Annotated in this window: 17 protein-coding genes; 10 read left to right on the top strand and 7 right to left on the bottom strand. The window is 34.6% G+C overall.

Annotated elements, in window-relative coordinates:
- The first annotated feature begins 596 nt into the window (after window positions 1-596).
- The 3 genes from RM51_RS01615 (at window position 597) to RM51_RS01605 (ending at window position 3,274) form a co-directional block, all read left to right on the top strand.
- On the top strand, window positions 597-1,382 hold the full coding sequence (locus RM51_RS01615; protein ID WP_039364376.1) for a sensor histidine kinase: 786 nt from the start codon (window positions 597-599) through the stop codon (window positions 1,380-1,382).
- The gene (locus RM51_RS01610; protein ID WP_039364373.1) at window positions 1,379-2,023 is read left to right on the top strand and encodes a response regulator transcription factor; all 645 of its coding nucleotides are present in this window, start codon (window positions 1,379-1,381) and stop codon (window positions 2,021-2,023) included. The genes RM51_RS01615 and RM51_RS01610 overlap by 4 nt, the downstream gene beginning before the upstream one ends.
- Window positions 2,024-2,272: 249 nt before the next feature.
- On the top strand, window positions 2,273-3,274 hold the full coding sequence (locus RM51_RS01605; RefSeq protein ID WP_039364370.1) for a zinc metalloprotease: 1,002 nt from the start codon (window positions 2,273-2,275) through the stop codon (window positions 3,272-3,274).
- A gap of 52 nt (window positions 3,275-3,326) precedes the next feature.
- Here RM51_RS01605 and RM51_RS01600 read toward each other — a convergent pair whose 3' ends face one another.
- Window positions 3,327-5,192, bottom strand: a complete 1,866-nt coding sequence (locus RM51_RS01600) for a M1 family metallopeptidase (protein WP_039364368.1) — start codon at window positions 5,190-5,192, stop codon at window positions 3,327-3,329.
- Between the two features lie 108 nt (window positions 5,193-5,300).
- Complete coding sequence (locus RM51_RS01595) at window positions 5,301-7,670, bottom strand: outer membrane beta-barrel family protein (protein WP_039364366.1); 2,370 nt, start codon at window positions 7,668-7,670, stop codon at window positions 5,301-5,303.
- A 126-nt stretch (window positions 7,671-7,796) separates the two neighbouring features.
- On the opposite strand from RM51_RS01595, the gene RM51_RS01590 reads away from it, so the two are divergent.
- A complete protein-coding gene (locus RM51_RS01590) occupies window positions 7,797-9,110 on the top strand; it encodes a sensor histidine kinase (RefSeq protein WP_039364364.1) in 1,314 nt (437 codons plus the stop codon).
- Complete coding sequence (locus RM51_RS01585; protein WP_039364362.1) at window positions 9,100-9,786, top strand: response regulator transcription factor; 687 nt, start codon at window positions 9,100-9,102, stop codon at window positions 9,784-9,786. Before RM51_RS01590 ends, RM51_RS01585 begins: the two co-directional genes overlap by 11 nt.
- A 7-nt stretch (window positions 9,787-9,793) precedes the next feature.
- On the opposite strand, the gene RM51_RS01580 is transcribed toward RM51_RS01585, so the two are convergent.
- From RM51_RS01580 to RM51_RS01565, 4 genes are all read right to left on the bottom strand, one after another.
- Window positions 9,794-10,621, bottom strand: a complete 828-nt coding sequence (locus RM51_RS01580; RefSeq protein ID WP_039364359.1) for an endonuclease/exonuclease/phosphatase family protein — start codon at window positions 10,619-10,621, stop codon at window positions 9,794-9,796.
- A gap of 171 nt (window positions 10,622-10,792) precedes the next feature.
- The gene (locus tag RM51_RS01575) at window positions 10,793-12,745 is read right to left on the bottom strand and encodes a M1 family metallopeptidase (RefSeq protein ID WP_039364356.1); all 1,953 of its coding nucleotides are present in this window, start codon (window positions 12,743-12,745) and stop codon (window positions 10,793-10,795) included.
- A 75-nt stretch (window positions 12,746-12,820) separates the two neighbouring features.
- Complete coding sequence (locus RM51_RS01570; RefSeq protein WP_039364353.1) at window positions 12,821-13,702, bottom strand: SDR family oxidoreductase; 882 nt, start codon at window positions 13,700-13,702, stop codon at window positions 12,821-12,823.
- A gap of 164 nt (window positions 13,703-13,866) precedes the next feature.
- The gene (locus tag RM51_RS01565; RefSeq protein WP_039364350.1) at window positions 13,867-14,280 is read right to left on the bottom strand and encodes a DUF1573 domain-containing protein; all 414 of its coding nucleotides are present in this window, start codon (window positions 14,278-14,280) and stop codon (window positions 13,867-13,869) included.
- Between the two features lie 162 nt (window positions 14,281-14,442).
- Here RM51_RS01565 and RM51_RS01560 point away from each other — a divergent pair, with 162 nt between their 5' ends.
- From RM51_RS01560 to RM51_RS01540, 5 genes are all read left to right on the top strand, one after another.
- Window positions 14,443-15,690: a sensor histidine kinase gene (locus RM51_RS01560; RefSeq protein ID WP_039364347.1), complete on the top strand. Its 1,248-nt coding sequence runs from the start codon at window positions 14,443-14,445 to the stop codon at window positions 15,688-15,690.
- 18 nt (window positions 15,691-15,708) lie between these two features.
- Window positions 15,709-16,389, top strand: coding sequence for a response regulator transcription factor (locus tag RM51_RS01555; RefSeq protein ID WP_039364344.1), 681 nt, complete (start codon window positions 15,709-15,711; stop codon window positions 16,387-16,389).
- Between the two features lie 33 nt (window positions 16,390-16,422).
- Window positions 16,423-18,720: a GH92 family glycosyl hydrolase gene (locus RM51_RS01550; protein ID WP_084110887.1), complete on the top strand. Its 2,298-nt coding sequence runs from the start codon at window positions 16,423-16,425 to the stop codon at window positions 18,718-18,720.
- A 303-nt stretch (window positions 18,721-19,023) separates the two neighbouring features.
- Window positions 19,024-20,031 carry an aldo/keto reductase gene (locus RM51_RS01545; RefSeq protein ID WP_039364341.1) on the top strand — a complete coding sequence of 336 codons (1,008 nt, stop codon included), beginning with the start codon at window positions 19,024-19,026 and terminating at the stop codon, window positions 20,029-20,031.
- Window positions 20,032-20,269: 238 nt separating this feature from the next.
- Window positions 20,270-21,166, top strand: coding sequence for a helix-turn-helix domain-containing protein (locus RM51_RS01540; protein ID WP_052248352.1), 897 nt, complete (start codon window positions 20,270-20,272; stop codon window positions 21,164-21,166).
- Between the two features lie 118 nt (window positions 21,167-21,284).
- Here RM51_RS01540 and RM51_RS01535 read toward each other — a convergent pair whose 3' ends face one another.
- Window positions 21,285-21,692: a winged helix-turn-helix transcriptional regulator gene (locus RM51_RS01535; RefSeq protein ID WP_084110884.1), complete on the bottom strand. Its 408-nt coding sequence runs from the start codon at window positions 21,690-21,692 to the stop codon at window positions 21,285-21,287.
- Between the last annotated feature and the right edge of the window lie 44 nt (window positions 21,693-21,736).

Below are 21,736 nucleotides of genomic sequence, written 5' to 3'. Positions count from 1 at the left end.
AGAATGAGCGAGGGCATCGCTGCATTAGTCTCAATTCTCTATTTCAAAAGAATAAAAGAAAGCCATTATCGTTATTTTTCTTTTTTTCTTATTTTCATTTTTATCTGTGAAACATTTGGAAAATATGGAGACCATTTTATCTCCTATTCAAAAGTTTCCTTTTTCAATTATTTTGTTATCCCAATAGAGTTTATATTTTTCTATTGGTTGTATGCATGGAAATCTTTAGGTAAGAAAAATATCTTTTATCTATTTACAGCTCTATATCTTTTGTCATTTATTCCACATGAGTTGTATTTTAATTTGATAAAAAATAAAGTGATTTATTCATTTTCTTATACCCTTGGAAGCTTACTACTTATGTTTCTTGTCGTCATGGAATATTACAAGCAAATTAACTCTGACAACATTTTACATTTTGCGAAAAACAGAATGTTTTACATCAATATCGGAGTAACTTTGTTTTATATCGGTACACTTCCGTTTTGGTCATTTTACTTTGAGTTGTATGAACACAAAGAAATCTGGAATATATATTTTAGCTACTTTCTGATGTCGGGAATTGTTATGTATCTATTATTTGCAAGTTCATTTATATGGGGAAAACAGAATTATTCTTAACGATTGTTTTATTCAATTTATTTTTTGTATTCTTTGTTGTAGCCGTGATGATTTATATTAGAAAATATCAGCAGAGAAAAAAAGAATACCTGAATGAAATTGAAATAAATAACGAGATTCATCAAAAAGAATTGCTTGCTACCCAATTAGAAATTCAGCAAGCAACCATGCAGCAAATCGGGAGAGAGCTGCATGATAATATAGGGCAAAAACTTACCTTAGTGAGTCTTTATACTCAGCAAATGTTGTATGAGAATAAAGTTCCGGAAGCGAGTGAAAGAATTGAACAGGTTTCACAAATCATCAATCAGTCGTTACATGATCTTCGAAGTCTTTCAAAGACACTGACAGACGATAATATTAATAAAAAAGAAATTGTAACTCTTATACAGGAGGAAGTAGATAATACAAACTCATTTAAAAAATGTAATATTGTTTTTGAGCATAATTTTGACCGATTAGATCTAAGTTTTGTACACAAAAATGTACTGCTAAGAATTACTCAGGAATTCATTCAAAATAGTATTAAACATTCTCAATGTAAGAATATTTACATCAAATTAAATACGTCAGAGGATTTTCTATGGCAACTGGAAATTAATGATGACGGAATAGGTTTTGATACATCAAAAACACTTAACCATGGTATTGGGCTTACCAATATGAAGAACAGAGCCAAAATCATTAATGCAGATTTCACAATAGAAAGTGAGAAAAATAAAGGAACACAAGTTAAAATAATTTTAAAAAGAAATCCATGAAAAAGACGATAGTAATTGTAGACGATCACGTGCTTATTGCAAAGGCTTTGGAGGGAATTATTGATAATTTTAACGACTTCGAAGTGATTTATGTTGCAGAAAACGGGAAAGATCTTATTCAAAAGTTTGAAGCCAACAATGCTATTCCCGATATCATCCTTTTAGATATCAGTATGCCGATTATGGATGGTTTTGAAACGGTTTTATGGCTTCAGGACAATCATCCGGACATCAAAGTAATGGCTTTAAGTATGCAGGGAGATGATAAGAGTGTGATCAAAATGGTGAAGAACGGAGCAAAAGGCTATTTGCTGAAAAACACTCACCCGAAAGATTTGGAGGAAGCTTTGACAAGGCTTAATAAAGACGGTTATTTTTATCCGGAATGGGCTTCAAAAATCATTCTTTCTAACCTGAACAATCATCATGATGCTGATACGAATATAAAAATTTCGGAAAGGGAAAAAGAATTTTTAAAATATACAGTCACAGAGCTTAGCTATAAAGAAATTGCAGAAAAAATGTTCTGCAGCCCAAGAACAGTAGAAAGCTACCGCGATCAACTTTGCGAAAAACTAGAGCTGAAAACAAGGGTAGGACTAGCTATTTATGCAATTAAAAATGGTTTTGCAGAATCTTAAATCTTACACAAAACACATTCAATTATATATTTAACTCAAGGAAGCCTTTCTCTATAATTAGGGAAAGGTTTTTTATTCTACACTTGAAATAATCGAAATATACAATTTACAAAAACCTTAAAACAAATACATATATCACAAATTTACAACAAAAATATTATTAAATCAACACGATATATTACAAACTATTATTGCATACTAATTTCAAATACTCTAAATTCACTTACAGAAATTTAAAAGATAATGGTTATGAAAAAATTATTATTAGGGATCCTGGTTATAGGATCTATCTCATCTTGTAATAGTGATAATATCACCAATCCATCTGAAGATGTATCCAGTACTACAGAATCTTCTGATCTGGTTAAAAGAGGTTGCCCTTCGGAAGAAATAAGACAGGAAGCTTTAAAAAACAGTTCTGAACTAAGACAGAGATTCGCAGCTTTGGAAGCCAATACAGAAAAATTTGCCAATGATTTAAAAATAGGAAAAGTACTTGCCGATGGAACGGTAGAAATTCCGGTAATTGTCAATGTTCTCTATAATACAACCGCTGAAAATGTTTCTGACGCAAGAATTGCAGAGCAAATTGCTGTACTGAATCAAGATTATACTGCTACCAACAGTGATGTTAATAAAATTCCCACTGAGTTTCAAGTGGTAAGTTCTGGAGACACTAAAGTCAAATTCAGGTTAGTCAATACAATAAGAAAAAAAACCAATACGAAGAGCTGGAGAACCAACGATGCCATGAAAAAAGCTTCTTCAGGAGGAATTGATGCAACCAGCCCTACTAATTATCTTAATATGTGGGTAGTGGGTAAAATGACCAGTCAGGGAAGTACGATTTTAGGCTATGCAACATTCCCTGAGTCAGCAGGATTATGGAATGACGGTGTGGTAATTGCCGCTCCTTTCTTTGGTAAAACAGGAGCTTCTTCTCCGTTTAATCTGGGCAGAACAGCGACTCATGAAGTAGGACACTATCTGAACTTAAGACATATTTGGGGAGATGCAAACTGCGGAAACGATTTAGTTGCTGATACTCCTACTCAAACAACAGCTAATTACGGAAAACCAAGCTATCCTCTTTACAATACCTGTTCAGGCGTACAAAGATCTGTAATGTTTATGAACTATATGGATTATGTAGATGATGCCGCGATGTTCATGTTCTCTGCAGGACAAAAAACAAGAATGCAGTCTGTGGTCGCTACATCAGGAGCAAGAGCAGGATTAAGGGTATATTAAAATTAACCTTACTCAATACTAAAAAAGCCTGAGAAATTCTCAGGCTTTTTATTTATAAATTTTTTGAATTATTTTCCGGTGTATAGTCCATAAAAAGACCTCCGTCTAAATTAATCGATTTTACTTTTTTCTTAATAGGAATCGTAAGAACCGTCTTATTCTGATCTTTTTCCCAAACAGAAGGTGAGAAATGTATTTTTTCAGTTTCTCCGTCTTCATAATTAATTTTAGCATCAAAAGGAATCGCAAAACCACCAACATTGTTTACACTAATGGAAAGCAGATTATTTTGCTGAGCGGTGGCTTCAACTTTTAAATCAATATAATTGTTGGTGTAGAACCAGTTATTAAAGAACCAGTTCAAATTCTTACCGGAACCTGTACTCATTGAATTAAAGTAATCCCATGGAATAGGATGTTTTCCGTTCCAGTTATCCATATAATGATGAAGTGCTTTTTTAAATAATTCATCTCCTAAATAATCTTTCAAGGCTAAATAAGACAAAGAAGATTTTACGTAAGAGTTATTTCCGTACCCCGCTCCGCTTACCTGCGTACTCATCGTAATGATAGGCTGATCTTGTTCTGAAGAAGGATCATTGATCCATCTTTTTACACGGAAGTTCTTGTAAAATTCCTGTGCTGCAGCTTCCCCATTTTCATCGATTCCGATCAGATACTCCAAAGTAGTCGCCCAACCTTCATCCATGAAAGCATAGCGCGTTTCGTTGATTCCCATATAAAAAGGGAAATAGGTATGTGCAATTTCGTGATCTGCCGTCAATCTTGCATCCTTAAGATCATCAGGAATACTTGTATCATTGATCATCATAGGATATTCCATATCTGCATATCCCTGAATAGCCGTCATTACATTATAAGGATATTCTACACCCGGCCAGTTTTTCGAAAACCAGTCCAGATTATATCTCATCCAGTCTACATAATGTTCAAAATCTTTGGCTCCGTTTTTATATCCTGACTGAACACTCACTCTTTTTGTTTTCAGCTGTACACTTGCTGCATCCCATGTATAATGCTTACTTAAAGCAAAACAAAAATCTGTGATATGATTGGCTTTAAATTTCCAAACATTCCATTTATTCGGTTTCGTGACTTTCCCTGATTTCATTTCCTGCTCAGAAGCAATATTCACAACTTTATCACTTTTTAAAGAAGCTTTATATCTTTTCAGATATTCCGGTTGAAGAACCGCTTCTGGATTCAAAAAATCTCCGGTTGCCCAAACTACATAATTTTTTGGAGCTGTAATCGCAAACGAATAGTCATTGAAGTCGTTATAAAACTCCTGTCTGTCTGAGTGAGGAAGCATATCCCATCCATTGTAATCATCATAAACAGAAACTCTAGGGAAAGAATAAGCCACATAAAATGTTTCAGGATCTATTTGCCCTTCTCTTCCGCTCTGCACAGAAAGAGGATACTCCCACTCTATTTTAATTTCAGCTTTTGACTTAGATTTTAAAACAGAATTCAGTTTTACTTTCTCTACCGTTCCCCAATCATCGCTATTGATATTATATTTTTCACCATTTACAGTAAATGATTTAATGTCTAATCCTGATGATAAAAAGTCTTTGGAAACAAATCCTGATCTCGGCGACTGAGGTTTGTGCAAGTTATTCACAAATCGTATGGCCAGTTCATTCAGATCATTCGGACTATTATTGTTGTAAACGATCGTTTCTTTCCCTGAAACTATTTTCGTTGCGCCATCCACTTTTACCTCAACATTGTAAACTCCTTTATTTTGCCAATAGTTTTTTCCCGGTGCTCCCGATATACTTCTTGTTCCGTTTTCATACGCCTTCTTTATATTTCTCGGCATATAAAGTTCCTGAGCAGAAACCTGCTGCAAGGTAACAATCATTAATAGCCCCGAAAGAAACTGTTTCATATTCCCAATTTTATTAATTAGTGCCAAAATTAAGGAAAATGTGACAGAGAAATGATATTCATTCAGGTACAGATAATATTTAATGAAAAATAATTTTATTTTTAAATTTTACAATCGCTCCTGTTCGTCAGTTTTCTTTATGGTCTTAACATTTTTCACAGATTGATTCCCGAAATTGAACTTCAAAGAAAATGTAAAACCTTGTGTATCCTGATAATCCAAAAAGTAATTATCCTGATTCGCATATTGGGTACTTATTTTTTGCTCCATGGTTCTGAAAATATCATTAAATACGAAACTTGCTTCCAGCTTTTTATTGAAGAATTTTCTGTTCATCACCAAATAAGCAGACCAGCATTCTGAAATCCTGAATGTTCCCTGTATTCCGGGAGAATAATAATTGTGCCCCACTTCCATTTTCCAGTCACTATTTTTATCAAGCGTAAAAGAAGTGGAAATATTGGAAACCCAGTTCCAGACTTTGTTCTTATAAAGAATATTATCTACTCCTTTGAAATAATTCTCATTATGTTCCAGATTCTCTGAAAGAACTACATTCCACCAAGGTTTGATCTGAAAATTTCTATATAAATTCAATCCGTAAGCCTGTCCTTTTTCAATATTGGTAAAATAGTAGATCAGATTATTTGAGCTGGGTTCCTGAAAAGAAATTTCCATTGACGGATACAGCTCTTTTCTGTAATAAAGATCTACATTCCATTCTTTCCATGAATATGTTAGGTTTAAATTATGGATGATTGTCGCTTTCAGTTTGGGATCTCCCTGAAAATAAGAGAACAGATTATAATAAGATTTGGCTGGATTCAGCCAAGAATAGGAAGGACGGCCAATTCTTTTTCCATATGAAAACCCAAATTCCTGCTTATTTTCAGTCATATATTGTGCATAAGCTGTTGGAAATAGGCTCCAGTAATTGTTTTTATTGATCTCATGAGGTTCTGAAACCACCCCTTCCAAATCTGTCATTTCCGCACGAAGCCCGCCTTTGAAACTCCATTTATCAAGATTGTAGGCAAGAGAGGAATAAAGTGCTAAGTTTTGCTCTTTGTAATCAAAAATATTGCTTTTTTCCGGTCTGTATTCAAGCTGTCCGTTTTCATTATCCGAGAAATCCAATTGGCTGTTCGTCTTCACAAAACTGTATTTCGCCCCTGATTCCAGTTCCAATTTATTCTTCTTCCACTGATAGTCAAACTGTGTGGAATAAAGCTGAATATTACTTTTATTATTCGTTAAAAAATTTCTTTCTTCAGGAGCTTGATTAACAAAATCTAGATACGTCAGGACATTCTGATACTTTCGGGAATTATTTCCCGTAAAATAATTAACCCAACTCAGACTGCTGTTTTTGTTTAATTTTCTATCAATTTGAAAGCTCAAAGAATTATTAATACTTCGGGAATAGTGATCATTAATGGTGAGATAATTAGATTCTGCTATATTCTGATTATTGTAAATCAAAGTAGGCACATTATACGTTCCGAAAGATTTCGGGCTGAAATATCCTGAATAATTGAGACTTATATTCGTTAAACTGTCTGCTTCATATTCAATATTAAAATTAACCGTATTCTGATTGTTATTTTTATCCTTCCTGTTCATGGTACTGATCCACCTCGTATGATCTTCCTGATAATTTACATAATCTGTTCCTTCCCTGAAATACGTTCCTGCTCCTCTGTAATAGCTTCCCATTACAGAGAATTTGTTCTTTTTATAGTACTGAGAAATTCCAAAAACTCCTTTTGCATATTGCGTCTGAATATATTTTGAAGAAATTACGCCACGATACCCCTCAATCTTGTTTTTCTTCATTACAATATTCAACACTGCGCTTCCCTGTGCTTCATACTTTGCCGGCGGATTTGTGATGACTTCAACAGATTTCACCTCATCGCCCTGAGTATTTTCAAGCAAATTTTTCAGTTCATCGCCCGTCAACATTATTTTTTTATCGTTGATCGTAACTAAAATCCCAGTGCTTCCTTTCACTGTCAACACATCGTTATTCACAGTTACATTTGGTGTTTTTTTCAAAATTTCCCAGGCATTAAGTGAAGAAATGTTACTGTTTTCCACATTAAATTCTAATCTGTCTACCTTTCTCTTCACTACAGGTTTCTTTTTCGTTACCGTAACCTCTTCAATATCTTTATGATTGCTTTTTAAAACAATATCAAGTACTTGTTGTTTTCCTGTATCAAAACTCTTTTCGAAATATTCGTATTCGGGATTTTTGACCGTTATTTTTATTGGATTTGCGGAAATTCCTTCCAATATAAAAATTCCATTAGTATCGGTATTCAGCGTTTTTACCAATACATTTTGAGAATCATACACCTCAACACTTACAGAGGAGAGCTTTTTCTGTTCAGTATTGGAAACCGTTCCTTCAATTCTTTGTTTTTGTGAAAACAGTACAACAGGGAAACACAGAAATAAAATAAATTTATACATCTTTTAATTTTTTACGGAATTATTACGAAGCAAAACTCCATATTGTCGCCAAGAATTTCGGTTAACAGAAGGTTAATGACAGGTTAATGTCCATTAGGAAAAGACTAAATTTTTATCTTTGTTTTGATGATCTCCAAAAGTAAATATCTTATTTCGCTGTTTGCCTTCCTTTTTCTCCTGTTGTTGGGGATTCAGGTCTATTTCATGTATAAAACGTATCTGGTAAAAGAGCGGGATATCTATAGAACGATCCATCAAGGTTTAACAAACTACACCGACAAACTGGAAGAAGTAAGTAAAGCAAAAGATGTTTCTATTGAGGATGATCTACAAAGGATTTTCATTAAATACCGTGACAAAAAAATAAGCAAAGAAGAGTTTCTGAGATATTTTGAGCAAAACAAAAAAAACACAGAACCCCAAATAAGTAAGTATATAGACAATCATTTTAAAAAGGAAGGCTATAAAATTGCTGCCAAAATTCAATATACTTCCATCCTTTCTCTTCCAGACAAAACACCTCTCATCGAGAAGCCTGTTGTTTTATACGAAACAAAGAATAAATTGAAAAAAACTGGGATTGCAAGTTCAGGAAAATGGGAGACCTCTTCTACTTCTACTACAGATGGTGAATTGAACAAAAGAGATTCTTTTCTTGTTGAAAGTATTACTGAGTTTGAAATTTTAAATATTAAAACCATCGTATTTAAAGAGCTTATTCTTTTATTTTTATGCTGTTTTTTACTGCTCGCAAGTGTTTTAGCCCTCTTTATTTTCACAGTCAAGAATTTAATCAAACAACAGAAGCAGGTAGAAGTTCTTCATACGGTAGTCGATAATATTTCGCATGAATTTAAAACGCCTATCGCCACTTTGAAAATTGCATCAAAAGCGTTGAAAAAAGACTGGAATCCTGAAACCCTCCCTCTGATCGACCGACAGATTAGCCGCCTCGAAAATCTTATGCGACAGCTCCACAAGGATGAAGAAGGGGAAATCTTTTTAATTAAACCTGAAGACTGGAACTTTTTTGTTCAGGATTTAGCCTTTACTTATCCGGAGATTACATTTAATTCTGAGATCAATGTTGCCAAAAAGCTTCCGTTTGATAAGAGCCTTCTGGAAACCATCATCAAAAATCTTTGTGAAAACAGTGTAAAATATGGCGCTTCTTTAGTAAAAGTAAATATCATGGATCTGCATGAGAGTCTTATGATAGAGATTTCCGATAATGGTGAAGGTATAGAGAAAAAAGAGCTAAAAAATATCTTTGAAAAATTCTACAGAATCCAATCCAACAATATTCATAATACGAAAGGATTGGGATTAGGACTGTATTTCGTGAAAAAAATTATTGATCAGTATAAAGGAAAAATTGAAGTCATTTCTCAGCCCAAAGAAGGAACGCTCTTTAAAATAAATTTACCCTATGAAAATTAAGATCATTTTAGCAGAAGACGATTCCGATTTTGGAATGATCCTGAAGCAGTATCTAGAACTGGAGGATTTTGAAGTTGTTTGGTTTCAGAACCCTCAAGATATTACAGAGATTTTAAAGTCAGATTTTTCTTTTCATATTGGGATTTTGGATATCATGATGCCCCATATTGACGGCTTTTCATTAGCTAAAATGATTTTAAAGGAGAAACCTGAATTTCCTATTTTGTTTTTAACCGCAAAAAATCAAAAAATTGATCGGTTAACAGGACTAAAAATCGGAGCCGACGATTATATTTCCAAGCCCTGCGATCCTGAAGAACTTATTTTGAGAATTAAGAATATTCTTAAAAGAACGTTGCCCACAACCGCAGAAACACAAATAAAGATTGGAAATTATTTTTTAGATACGGAAAAACTTCTGCTCTCCCATAAAGACGGAAATATTCGTTTAACGATCCGTGAACAGCAGCTTTTGCTTTATCTCTTGAAGCACAATCAAAAAACGATAAAAAGGGATGATATTTTGAATAATCTGTGGGAAACCAATGATTATTTTACGGGAAGAAGCCTTGATGTTTTTATCAGCAGATTAAGAAAATATTTCATCAATGATCCTGAAATCAAAATCCAATCCCTGAGAGGAATTGGATTTGAAATAGATTTTCCGACAAACTAATCTTTATTTAAAAAGAAATATCTACCAATACTGGGAAATGATCCGACGGATACAATAGATTTTCTCTTCTGTCATTGATATGTCTGTGAGATTTTATTTTGAATCCTTTTACAAAAATATAGTCTATTCTATCTTTTGGAACTTCATTTACGTTGAATCCGGTAAACGTTCCTACAGGACCATAATGTTTGGTTTCAGAATGATAAAAAGAATCCGTTAAATTCTGAGAAAGTATTTTAATAGGCTCGCTATCATCAGTTAAGTTGAAATCTCCGCTTAACGTTACCGGTAAGTTTTTAGGATTAATTTCTTTGATCTTCTTTAAAATTAAATCTGCAGATTTCACTCTTGCTACATTTCCTATGTGATCGAAGTGAAGGTTAAGCGCCATAAATTCTTTTTTAGACTTCTTATCTTTGAAAACAGCATACGTACACACTCTATTGTAGGCCGCATCCCAACCTTTTGAAGGTTTTTCAGGAGTTTCAGACAACCAGAATGTTCCGGAATTGAGAACCTGAAGCCTGTTGGTATCATAGAAAATAGCGGAAAACTCCCCTTTTTCTTTTCCATCATCTCTTCCTACTCCTACATAATCATAATTCTTCAACCCGTTCTTAATGTCTTTCATCTGCTCAGGAAGGGCTTCCTGTACTCCGAAATAATCGGGGTGATAATAGCTCAATAAGTCGATGGCATCCTGCTTTCTCTGCGTCCAGGCATTATCTTTATCCGATTCTACCTGAAGTCTGATGTTGAAACTCATTACTTTCAGATCCTGAGAAAAATTGAGGATGAAAAGTAATACCAATAGTCCTGAAAATTTAAATTTCATTATTCTTAATTAAAAAGTTAAACAAAAATAAAACATATGTTTCATAAAGAAGCAATGAATCCTGATTTATTATTGAAACAAAAAACTCCGGAAAATTTTCCGGAGCATAAATATCTGAATTATTTTTCTTTGGTAAATTAAATTCCTTTGAACCTTTTTTTAAATAGCTTTTTATTTACCAGACTGATTGTCGGAACTCCAGCTGTTATTGTTAGGATTCACATCAGGAATCTGAGAATTAGGATCCAGTTTCACCTGAGCAATTTCTTTTTTTGAATCGATTTTAAAAGTCCATTCAGTATTTCTTTTCCAGACTTCTACCGGTAATTTTACAATTTGTTCCGTTCCGTCTTTAAATTTAACCTGAACAGTTGTGGGCATCGGTAATTGTCCCAGGTTTTCAACGGTGATCTGCGCTCCGTTTTTAAAATCTCCGTTTACATACTTCACATTTTTTACAGACTGGTCTATTTTCCATTTATTAATAAACCAACCTCTCCAGAACCAGCTCAGCTCTTCTCCGGAAACATTTTCCATCGTATGAAAAAAATCCCAAGGAGTAGGATGTTTGAAAGCCCAACGATTGATATACGTTCTGAATGCTTTATCGAATTTCTCAGGGCCTAGAATCGAATTTCTTAAAACTTCCAATCCAAGACCCGGTTTATAATATGCTAAAACTCCGATGCTTCTTTCCTTCATATTATCTGGTCCTACCATGATCGGCTCGAAATTATCGTTCATCAGAAAACCTCCCATCTGAGCAATATTTTTCTTCTCATAATACTCACCTTTATTAAAAGCTTCCGTTGAAAGTTCATTGATAAAAGTATTAAAACCTTCATCCATCCATGCAAATAGTCTTTCATTAGAACCTACGACCATCGGGAACCAGTTGTGTCCGAACTCGTGATCTGTACCCCCCCAAAGATCACCTCCTTTAGAGTCCATATGGCAAAAGACAATTCCCGGATATTCCATTCCTCCTTCATTTCCTGCAACATTGGTTGCAGCCGGATACGTATATTCGTACCATTTTGATGAATAATGCTCAATCGCTGCCTTTGTATATTCCGTAGATCTTCCCCAAGCTTTATCTCCGGTACTTTCTACAGGGTATGCTGAAATTGCTACAGATTTTTTACCGCTTGGAAGATTAATTCTCGCTGCATCTAAAATAAACGCTGAAGAAGATGCCCAAGCAAAATCTCTTGTCTGATTAATTTTAAACTTCCAAGTTTTTGTTCCCGTAGATTGATTTTTTCCCAATTCTGATTCTGGTCGGATCATTACCGTTTTATCACTGTTTCTGGCTTCTTCCCATCTCTTATTTTCCTCTTTTGTGTAGACTTCTTTTTCATTCAGCAATTCGCCGGAAGCAACTACATACTGATTGGCAGGAACGGTGATATTCGCTGTAATATTTCCATATTCCAGATAGAATTCTGAAGCTCCCAGATAAGGCAGTGTATTCCACCCTAAAACATCATCATATACACACATTCTCGGATACCACTGAGCCATCGTAAAGATTTTCCCATTCTTGGTATCTTGTATTCCCATTCTGTCAGATCCGTATTGTGGAGAAAGGAAAGTATATTCAATTTTAATTTTTGCAACGCCACCATTAGATTTAAGCTCTTCAGGAAGATCGATCTGCATTCTCGTATCCGTAATGGTATATTTTACGTCTTTCCCGTTATATTTTACAGACTTTATTTTATATCCTCCGTCAAATTCTTCTCCATGAGCTCCGTTTCTACTTCCTGACATAGGAACTATGGCATTTCCTCTTGAGTTTTTTTCAAATAAATTCTGATCCAGTTGCAGCCATAGAAAGCCCATTCTGTCCGGACTGTTGTTTGTATAAGTAATCTCTGCAGTTCCGGCAATTTCATTTTTAGCTTCATTAAGACTAACATTCAGATGATAATCTGCAGAATTTTGCCAATATGCATGTCCCGGCTGTCCGCTTGCCGATCGGGTTGCAGTCCCGGTTTGCGGATAGAAAAATGGTTTAAATGTTTCTACATAATCATATTTTGGGGCTTCCTGTGCATACGTTGGCTGAGCAAAAAGAGCAACAGCAACGGCTGAAATAAGAGTTGGGAGTCTAAAGTTCATTGAATTTATTTTATATAATTGGTAAAAAAAATCCCGGAATCGTTACAAATCCGGGAAATTAATATCACTTTTAAATCAATTTGATTTTTTAGCTTTAATCATTGCTTCCAAAGCATCCCACATTTCCTGAGGAATATCTTCAAGCATATTGAATTCTCCTGCTCCCTGCAGCCATTCTCCTCCATCAATTGTCACCACTTCACCATTCATATAAGCAGAATAATCTGAAACCAGATAAGCCGCCAGATTGGCCAATTCCTGATGCTCTCCTACTCTTCTCAACGGAACTTTTTTCTTCATATCAAATTTTTCCTGCAGATCTCCCGGAAGCAATCTATCCCAAGCTCCTTTTGTAGGGAAAGGTCCAGGAGCAATTGCATTGAAACGGATTCCATATTTTGCCCATTCTACCGCAAGAGATCTGGTCATTGCCAACACTCCTGCTTTTGCGCAGGCAGAGGGAACTACGTATGCAGAACCCGTCCAAGAATACGTGGTTACAATATTTAAAACCGTACCCGGAGTTTTTGAATCAATCCAATGTTTTCCGATAGAAAGGGTACAGTTTTTTGTTCCTTTTAAAACAATATCTAAAATAGAATCGAATGCGGAATGGGTTAATCTTTCAGTTGGAGAGATAAAATTTCCTGCCGCATTATTCAATAAAATATCAATTTTTCCGAATTCTTTCAAAGTAGCTTCTTTCATCGCTTCTACTTCCTCCCAGTTTCTTACATCGCAGGCAACACAAAGAACTTTTCCTCCGGTTTCATCTTCCAGTTCTTTGGCGGTTACTTGTAGTTTTTCCAAATTTCTTGAGGTGATGACTACTTTTGCACCCAGTTGAAGGAAATATTTAGTCATTGCTTTTCCAAGACCGCTTCCTCCTCCTGTGACGATAGCCACTTTATCTTTCAGCGCGTCTTCACGCAACATTGGTTGTGTATAAAGATTCATACGTTTTATTTTTTCTTAAAAATAATAAATATTGAAACGCCAACCTGTAAAATATGTCAAGAAATAATGCAACAAATAATTGTTTTTGAATCGCTACTGATAAAAAACAAAACAGCCTGACGAAAATTCATCAGGCTGTTTTATATTGAACAAGATTAAATTAATTAAGAAGCAACCACTGTTCCTTTGAAAGAAAGAGTCTTTGGAGTTTTGCTGTCACTAGTTGTAACGTTTACCGTTTTCATAAACGCTCCTGCATTTGCTGCATTGTAGCTAGCTTCTACAAATCCTTTTTTCCCTGGAAGGATCGGAGTTTTTGTATAATCAGCAGTTGTACATCCACAAGATGGCGCTACATTTTCAATAACGATTGGCTTATTAGATGTATTTGTAAATTCGAATCTGATTACTTTTGGTTTTCCCTGAGGAATATTTCCTACATCAATAGATTCTGATTTCCATTTGATAGCATCTGCAAGTACTCTTACCACTGGTGAATTGTCAGTTGGTAATACGTTTGCATAAAACGGAGAGCATGCTAAAACTGCTAAAAGTGCTGTAATTTTTAAATTTTTCATGAGTATAAATTTTAATATTTAAAAGAACCGATTAATATCTTTCGATGAAGCAAATGTAAGATGAATATGAATACAACTTGTTAATTGCTTTCAAACATTTGTTAATAAGTTGTTAATGATAAAAATTTAATAGATATTTTTGGATAATATTGTTTCTGCAAAATGGAAATAAAAAGACTTAATATTATCATAACTCTCGGGTTTGTAGCGATTATCGGAATTCTGATAACCCAACTCTTATGGACCCGGCAAGCTTATAATCTGGAAAATCAAAAATTCAATCAAAAAGTAAATATTGCTTTACTTGAAGTGGTGGAAAAACTTTCCGGCGGAAAAACTTCTTTTGCAGAAAATCCCGTTCAGAATATTTCTAATGATTATTATGTCGTTAATATCAACAATGAATTTCATCCTGCTGTTTTAGAGCATTATTTAAAAACAGAATTTACCCGTTTTCAAATTAATACCAATTACGTATACGCTTTATACAATTGCCATAGTGATAAAATGATGTATGGGAAATTTATTTCCAAAAATCAGGAACCTCCTAATTATAAAGTGATCCAGTTTCCAAAACATAAAAATCTGGTCTATTATTTTTCTATCCGGTTTCCTGATAAGACAACGTATTTAATCAGCTCATTGCGTTTTTGGTACGTCCTTACATTTGCTCTTATTATTATTCTTCTGGTATATGTGTACTCAATCTATACGATCATTCAACAAAAAAAATTCTCGGAATTGCAGAGGGATTTTATCAATAATATGACGCATGAATTCAAAACTCCTCTTTCATCTATACTGTTAGCTTCAGAAGCATTAACAAAACAAGATCAGATTAAAGGAAACCAGAAGCTACAGACTTATACTTCCATCATCACCGATCAAAGTCATAAGCTTAATAATCACATTGAAAAAATACTGAATATTGCTAAAAATGATGCTTCAGGATTGTCATTGAAACCTCAGCGAATCGTTTTGTTTCCTTTCATTCAGGAAATCGTCGACAATGTAAAACACAAGAATGAAAACCTTTCCATTGAAATAAATATTGACGATAGTATTTCAATTATTGCTGATGAATTTCACTTTAGTAATATCATTTACAACATTTTAGACAATTCCATTAAATATTGTGAAACTGACCCGATTATTAGTATTTCTTCGTTTAAAGATTCAAAAGGCTTATATTTAAAGTTTAAAGACAACGGAATAGGAATTCCTGCTAAAAACATTCCTCATATTTTTGATAAATTTTATAGAATCAATACAAAGAAAAGTGACGAGGTAAATGGTTTCGGACTGGGCTTATTTTATGTAAAAAAGATTGTTCAGCAACACAACTGGAAAATTTCAGTTGAAAATAACAGCGATAAAGGAATTACCATCACTCTGTTTTTACCATTTTAAAATAATAAGGTGCAATTCATGGAGAAATCTAAAATTTTATATGCCGAAGACGACAACACAATCGCTTTTCTTGTTCAGGACAGCCTGGAAAGTTATTATGACATTTCCTGTTACCCCGATGGAAAATCTGCAATGGAGGCATTTAATAAAGAAAGTTTCGATATTTGCCTTTTAGATATTATGATGCCGGAAATGAACGGCTTTGAACTCGCTGAGTATATTCGAAGTAAAAATTCTGAAATTCCTATTATTTTCATTTCTGCGAAAGCTTTAAAAGAAGATCGAATTAAAGGATTGAAAATCGGTGCAGATGATTATTTGGTAAAGCCTTTCAGTATTGAAGAACTGATCCTGAAAATTGAAGTTTTCCTGAAACGTTCGAAAAAAACAGAACCCGCTCCTCAAAAATATAAAGTGGGGCAATATGATTTCGATCCCAAAAACTATACTTTACAAACTTCGGAAAACACAATAACACTCACCCAAAGAGAATCCGAATTGCTTTTATATTTTATCCGTAATAAAAATACAGTGCTTAAAAGACAGGATATTCTGAAAGCCATTTGGGGCGATGACGATTATTTTATGGGACGAAGCCTAGATGTTTTTATTTCAAGATTAAGAAAAATTTTCGCTGATGAAGTTAATATCATGATTGAAAATATTCACGGAATCGGTTTCCGCTTTTCCGAAAAATAAATATACATTTACTTTCCAAAAAAATATTCACCCATGAAAAGGTCAGGAACTCCTATTTTTCTTCTTTTACTATGTTTTAGTTTACACGTTAAAGCACAAAAATTCGAAAAACTTTATCAATATGTAAATCCTTTGATTGGGACAGAAAAAATGGGTCATACCTATCCCGGTGCAACAGCTCCATTCGGAGCCGTACAGTTAAGTCCAGAAACAGATACCATTTCTTACGAGCTGAACGGAAAATATAATGGCGAAGTGTATAAATATTGTGCAGGTTACCGTTACGAAGACAAAACGATTACAGGTTTCAGCTCAACTCATTTTAGCGGAACAGGTCACTCTGATCTTGGAGATTTCTTAGTAATGCCAACCGTTGGAAAATTACAATTGAATCCGGGAACAGCAACTCATCCTGAAAACGGATACAGAAGTAGGTTTTCTCATCAGAACGAAAAAGCAGAAGCAGGATATTATAAAGTAAAACTTGATGACTACAATATTTTAGCAGAACTTACCTCAACAACAAGAGTCGGAGTTCATCGCTATATTTTCCCGAAATCTGATCAGGCGCACATTATTCTGGATCTGATGGCAGGAATTTATAATTATGACGGCAAAAATGTCTGGACCTATGTTTGTATAGAGAACGGAAACACTATTACCGGATACCGACAGACCAACGGTTGGGCGAGAACGAGAACGGTTTATTTTGCGATGAAGTTTTCAAAGCCTTTTAAATCTTACGGTCAGAAAAATTACGATGGAAAGCAAGTATATAATGGGTTTTGGAGAAAATTCGATCAGAGCAAAAACTTTCCGGAAATCGCAGGAAAAAACCTGAAAATGTATTTTGATTTTGACACCAACGAGAATGAAGCGATTGAAGTTAAACTGGCAATTTCACCGGTAAGCCAAACCAACGCATTGGAAAATCTGGAAAAAGAAGTCGGAAATCTATCTTTTGATCAGATAAAAGCACAAACACAGGAAACCTGGAATAAAGAATTAAATAAAATTGTCATTAAAGGTTCTGAAACTGAAAAAACAAACTTTTATACCGCCATGTACCATACTTTTATCAATCCGACCACTTATAATGATGTAAACGGAGAATATAAAGGCTTGGATCAAAACATTCATAAAGCAGAAAATTTCACAAACTATACGACGTTCTCTCTTTGGGATACATATCGTGCGCTTCATCCTTTCTTCAATATCATTCAACCTAAAAGAAATGGAGATATGGTAAAATCGATGATGGCTCATTATGATCAGTTTTCTATGAAAATGCTTCCGATCTGGTCGCATTATGCGAATGACAACTGGTGCATGAGCGGTTATCATAGTGTAAGTGTGGTCGCAGATGCTATTATTAAAGGGAATTATGATGGTAATACAAAAGAAGCGTTGAAAGCCTGTGTCGCAACAGCCAACAAAAGAGACTATGAAGGAATCGGACAATATATCGATCTGGGATATATTCCTGCCGAAAAAAACGGAACATCAGTTTCCAATACGTTGGAATATGCCTATGATGACTGGGCGATTGCTCAATTAGCCAAACATTTGGGTGAAACTGAAATTTACAATCAATTTATCAAACGTTCTGAAAACTGGAAAAACAATTTTGATAAAACAACCGGATTTATGCGACCACGTTTGGCAGATGGAAATTTTAAGAAAGATTTCAATGCATTAAGCACTCACGGACAAGGTTTTATTGAAGGAAACTCATGGAATTACAGTTTCTTCGTTCCTCAAAATCCAGATGAACTTATTGGTTTAATGGGTGGAAAGAAAAAATTCGCATCAAAGTTGGATGAACTGTTCACCATGCATTTACCGGACGAATTTTTCGCAGATACGGAAGATATTACGCGAGAAGGAATTATCGGTGGCTATGTTCACGGAAATGAACCGGCACATCATGTTGCCTACCTTTACAACTGGGCAGGACAGCCTTGGAAAACACAGGCACAGATTCGTCATATTCTGGAAATGCAATACAAAGCAACTCCTGATGGATTGGGAGGAAATGATGATACAGGACAAATGAGTGCGTGGTATATTTTGAGCTCACTCGGTTTTTATCCAGTCGCTCCCGGATCCGAAGATTACGCAATTGGAAGTCCGGCAATTGATCATGCCGTTTTAAATCTGGAAAACGGAAAAACATTTGAAATTGAAGCCATCGATCAAAGTCCGAAAAATGTGTATGTTCAGAAAATTCTTTTGAACGGAAAAGAGATTAAAAATTTTACATTGAAACATTCTGATATTATGAATGGTGGAAAGTTGAGTTTTTATATGAGCTCGAAACCAAGAAAATAAACTATCGATTATCATTCTAAATGAAACGAAAGTGGAGTGAAGAATTTATTTTAATCTATCACGGATTTCACAGATCTTCACAGATAATTATATCGCATTTGTTATTTTGACAAAGGAAGAATTTTTATTTATAAGTTTTATCTCTCGCAGATTTTGTTGATTACGCAGATGATTATGGTATAAATTTTCCGGATAACAATTCAGAGAAAATACACAATCTGTAATTTGCATACGACAATCATCGTTTTGCATACATCAGGTTTTTAATTTCTGTTGAATTTTGTATCAATAAAATTTAACGATATGAAATTGAATCAGGTAAAATTAGGAAGTCAGGGATTAGTAGTTCCCAATATTGGTTTGGGATGTATGGGAATGACAGGTTTTGGCGATGCGGATATGTATGGCAAAGCCGACGAGAAAGAAGCTATAGTAACCATTCACCGTTCTTTGGAATTAGGTAGAAATTTTCTGGATACTGCAGACTTGTATGGCCCTTTCAAAAATGAACAATTAATTGCGAAAGCCATTGAAGGAAATCGTGACCAATATATCATCGCTACAAAATTCGGATGGGAAATTGATGACAACGATCAGATCACGTGGAAAATCAAAGGGAATAAAGATTATGTGAAAAAATCTGTCGAACGTTCTTTGAAAAACTTAAAGACAGATTATATTGATCTGTATTATATGCACCGTCTCGATAAAAACACCCCTATCGAAGAAACCGTAGAAGCAATGAGCGATCTGGTAAAAGAAGGAAAGATCGGTTATATCGGATTGTCGGAAGTGTCTTCTGAAACGGTAAGAAGAGCACACGCCGTTCATCCGGTTTCTGCCGTACAGAGTGAATATTCTTTATTTGAAAGAACCGTTGAAGAGAAAGGAGTTATTAAAACATTAAACGAATTAGGAATTGGCTTTGTGGCTTATTCTCCACTAGGAAGAGGATTTTTATCCGGAAATATCAAGACCATAAATGATTTGCCGGAAAATGATTTCAGAAGAGGAATTCCTCGTTTTCAAGGAGAACATTTCCAAAAAAATATTGAATTGGTAGAAGCGATTGAAAATATGGCGAAAGAAAAAGAAATCACATCTTCTCAATTAGCTTTGGCTTGGATTATCAGTAAAGGCATTCTGCCTATTCCGGGAACAAAGCGCAGAAAATATCTGGAGCAAAATATTGAAGCTTCAAAAATCGAATTAACCGAAGCAGAACTTCAGAAATTGGAAAGCATCGTCCCTTTGGGAACAGATACAGGTGCACCTTATGATGAATTCAGTATGGGATTATTGGATTATTAATGTGTAACTTTAATTGTTAAAAAATAAATTATCCATGTAGTTTGTCATTCTGACGAAGGAAGAATCTCTGGCTGATTTTTTAGAGATTCTTCACTCCACTGCATTTTGTTCAGAATGACAGACTGCTTATAAACGTAATACGATCACGCCCCGGCTTGAACGGAGCTCTTTTTGCGAAGCAAAAAAAGCGGGAGTGGAAGACGGAAACAGGCGCAAAAAAATAAAAAATCTAACAATAATGAACACTATACAATCTATTTCAGCATTTCACAAACTGCTTTCTCTTCCTGAGCCAAAGCATCCGATGGTAAGTGTCATCAATCTTTCTGAAAGTATTTTTATTGAAGATGATATCTGGAAAGGTTTTGTAAGCAGATATTATTGTGTCGCCCTGAAACGGAACGCCAAAGGAAAAATAAAATACGGTCAACAGCATTATGATTACGATAAAGGAGTCTTAAGCTTTACCGCTCCCAGTCAGGTTCAGTATCTGGATCTGAAGACAATGGAATGTGAAAACACGGGTTATCTTTTGATTTTTCACGAAGATTTTCTGCTCAAACATACTTTAGCTAAAACGATTTCTTCTTACGGGTTTTTCTCTTATGCGGTAAATGAAGCTTTACATTTATCTGAAGATGAAGAAAATGACCTGCTTGAAATCATGTATAAAATTGACAAAGAATGTCAACATATCGATCATCACACCCAAGAAATTATTTTGTCACAAATTGAATTGTTACTGAATTATTCCAAACGTTTTTACGAGAGACAGTTCATCACCCGAAAAAGTGGAAACCATCAGCTGCTGACAAAATTTGAAACTTATCTTAATGAGTATTTTGATAAAGGATCTTCTGAAAAAGGTCTGTTAACGGTTCATCAGATTGCCGAAGCAATGAATCTTTCACCAAATTATTTAAGTGATTTGTTACGGGTTCACACCGGACAAAATACCCAGCAACACATTCATGAAAAACTGATCAGCAAGGCAAAAGAAAAGCTTTCGACAACAGAATTATCGGTGAGCGAAATTGCTTATGAACTAGGGTTTGAACATTCACAATCATTCAGTACGCTGTTTAAAAAGAAAACGAATATGTCCCCTTTAGAATTTAGACAGTCTTTTAATTAATATTTTCCCTCTTCCAGATTTAAAAAGCTTTCCAGATAATAATATTAAAAAAATCTGCGTTATCGGCTCAATCTGCGAGAGTTTAAATTAAATTCCACCTAAAAAACTTCACTCTATTTTATCTGACCGAAGTATTTTCGAAAACATCTTCTCTGATATTCTTCTTATGCTTTCTGCCCCATTCAGAAAGTGACATGATTACTGTTTTTAAAGTCCGGCTATAGTCTGTGGAAATATATTCTACCACAACAGGTGTCTGTTCCGCATGTACTACTCTTTTTACAAAGCCATTCAACTCCAGATCTTTCAACTCGTTTGATAAGACTTTTGCTGAAATTCCTGAAATCATTCTCTGTAATTCATTAAAACGGACATTTCCCAGCTCCTGTAAAACAATAATGATTTTCAGCTTCCACTTTCCTCCGATTACATAAATTGCATCTTCTACAGCTGAAAGATTTTCGCTGCAATTGGCTCTGCAAGGAGCGTCTTGAATTTCAACAGAACTATTGACCGGATTTTCCATAGGATTTATTTTTAACAACTAACCAAAAGGTTACTACTAACCTT

It is taken from the genome of Chryseobacterium taiwanense, assembly GCF_000813825.1.
GTDB lineage: Bacteria > Bacteroidota > Bacteroidia > Flavobacteriales > Weeksellaceae > Chryseobacterium > Chryseobacterium taiwanense.
This window is presented reverse-complemented; position numbering and strand designations above follow the sequence as displayed.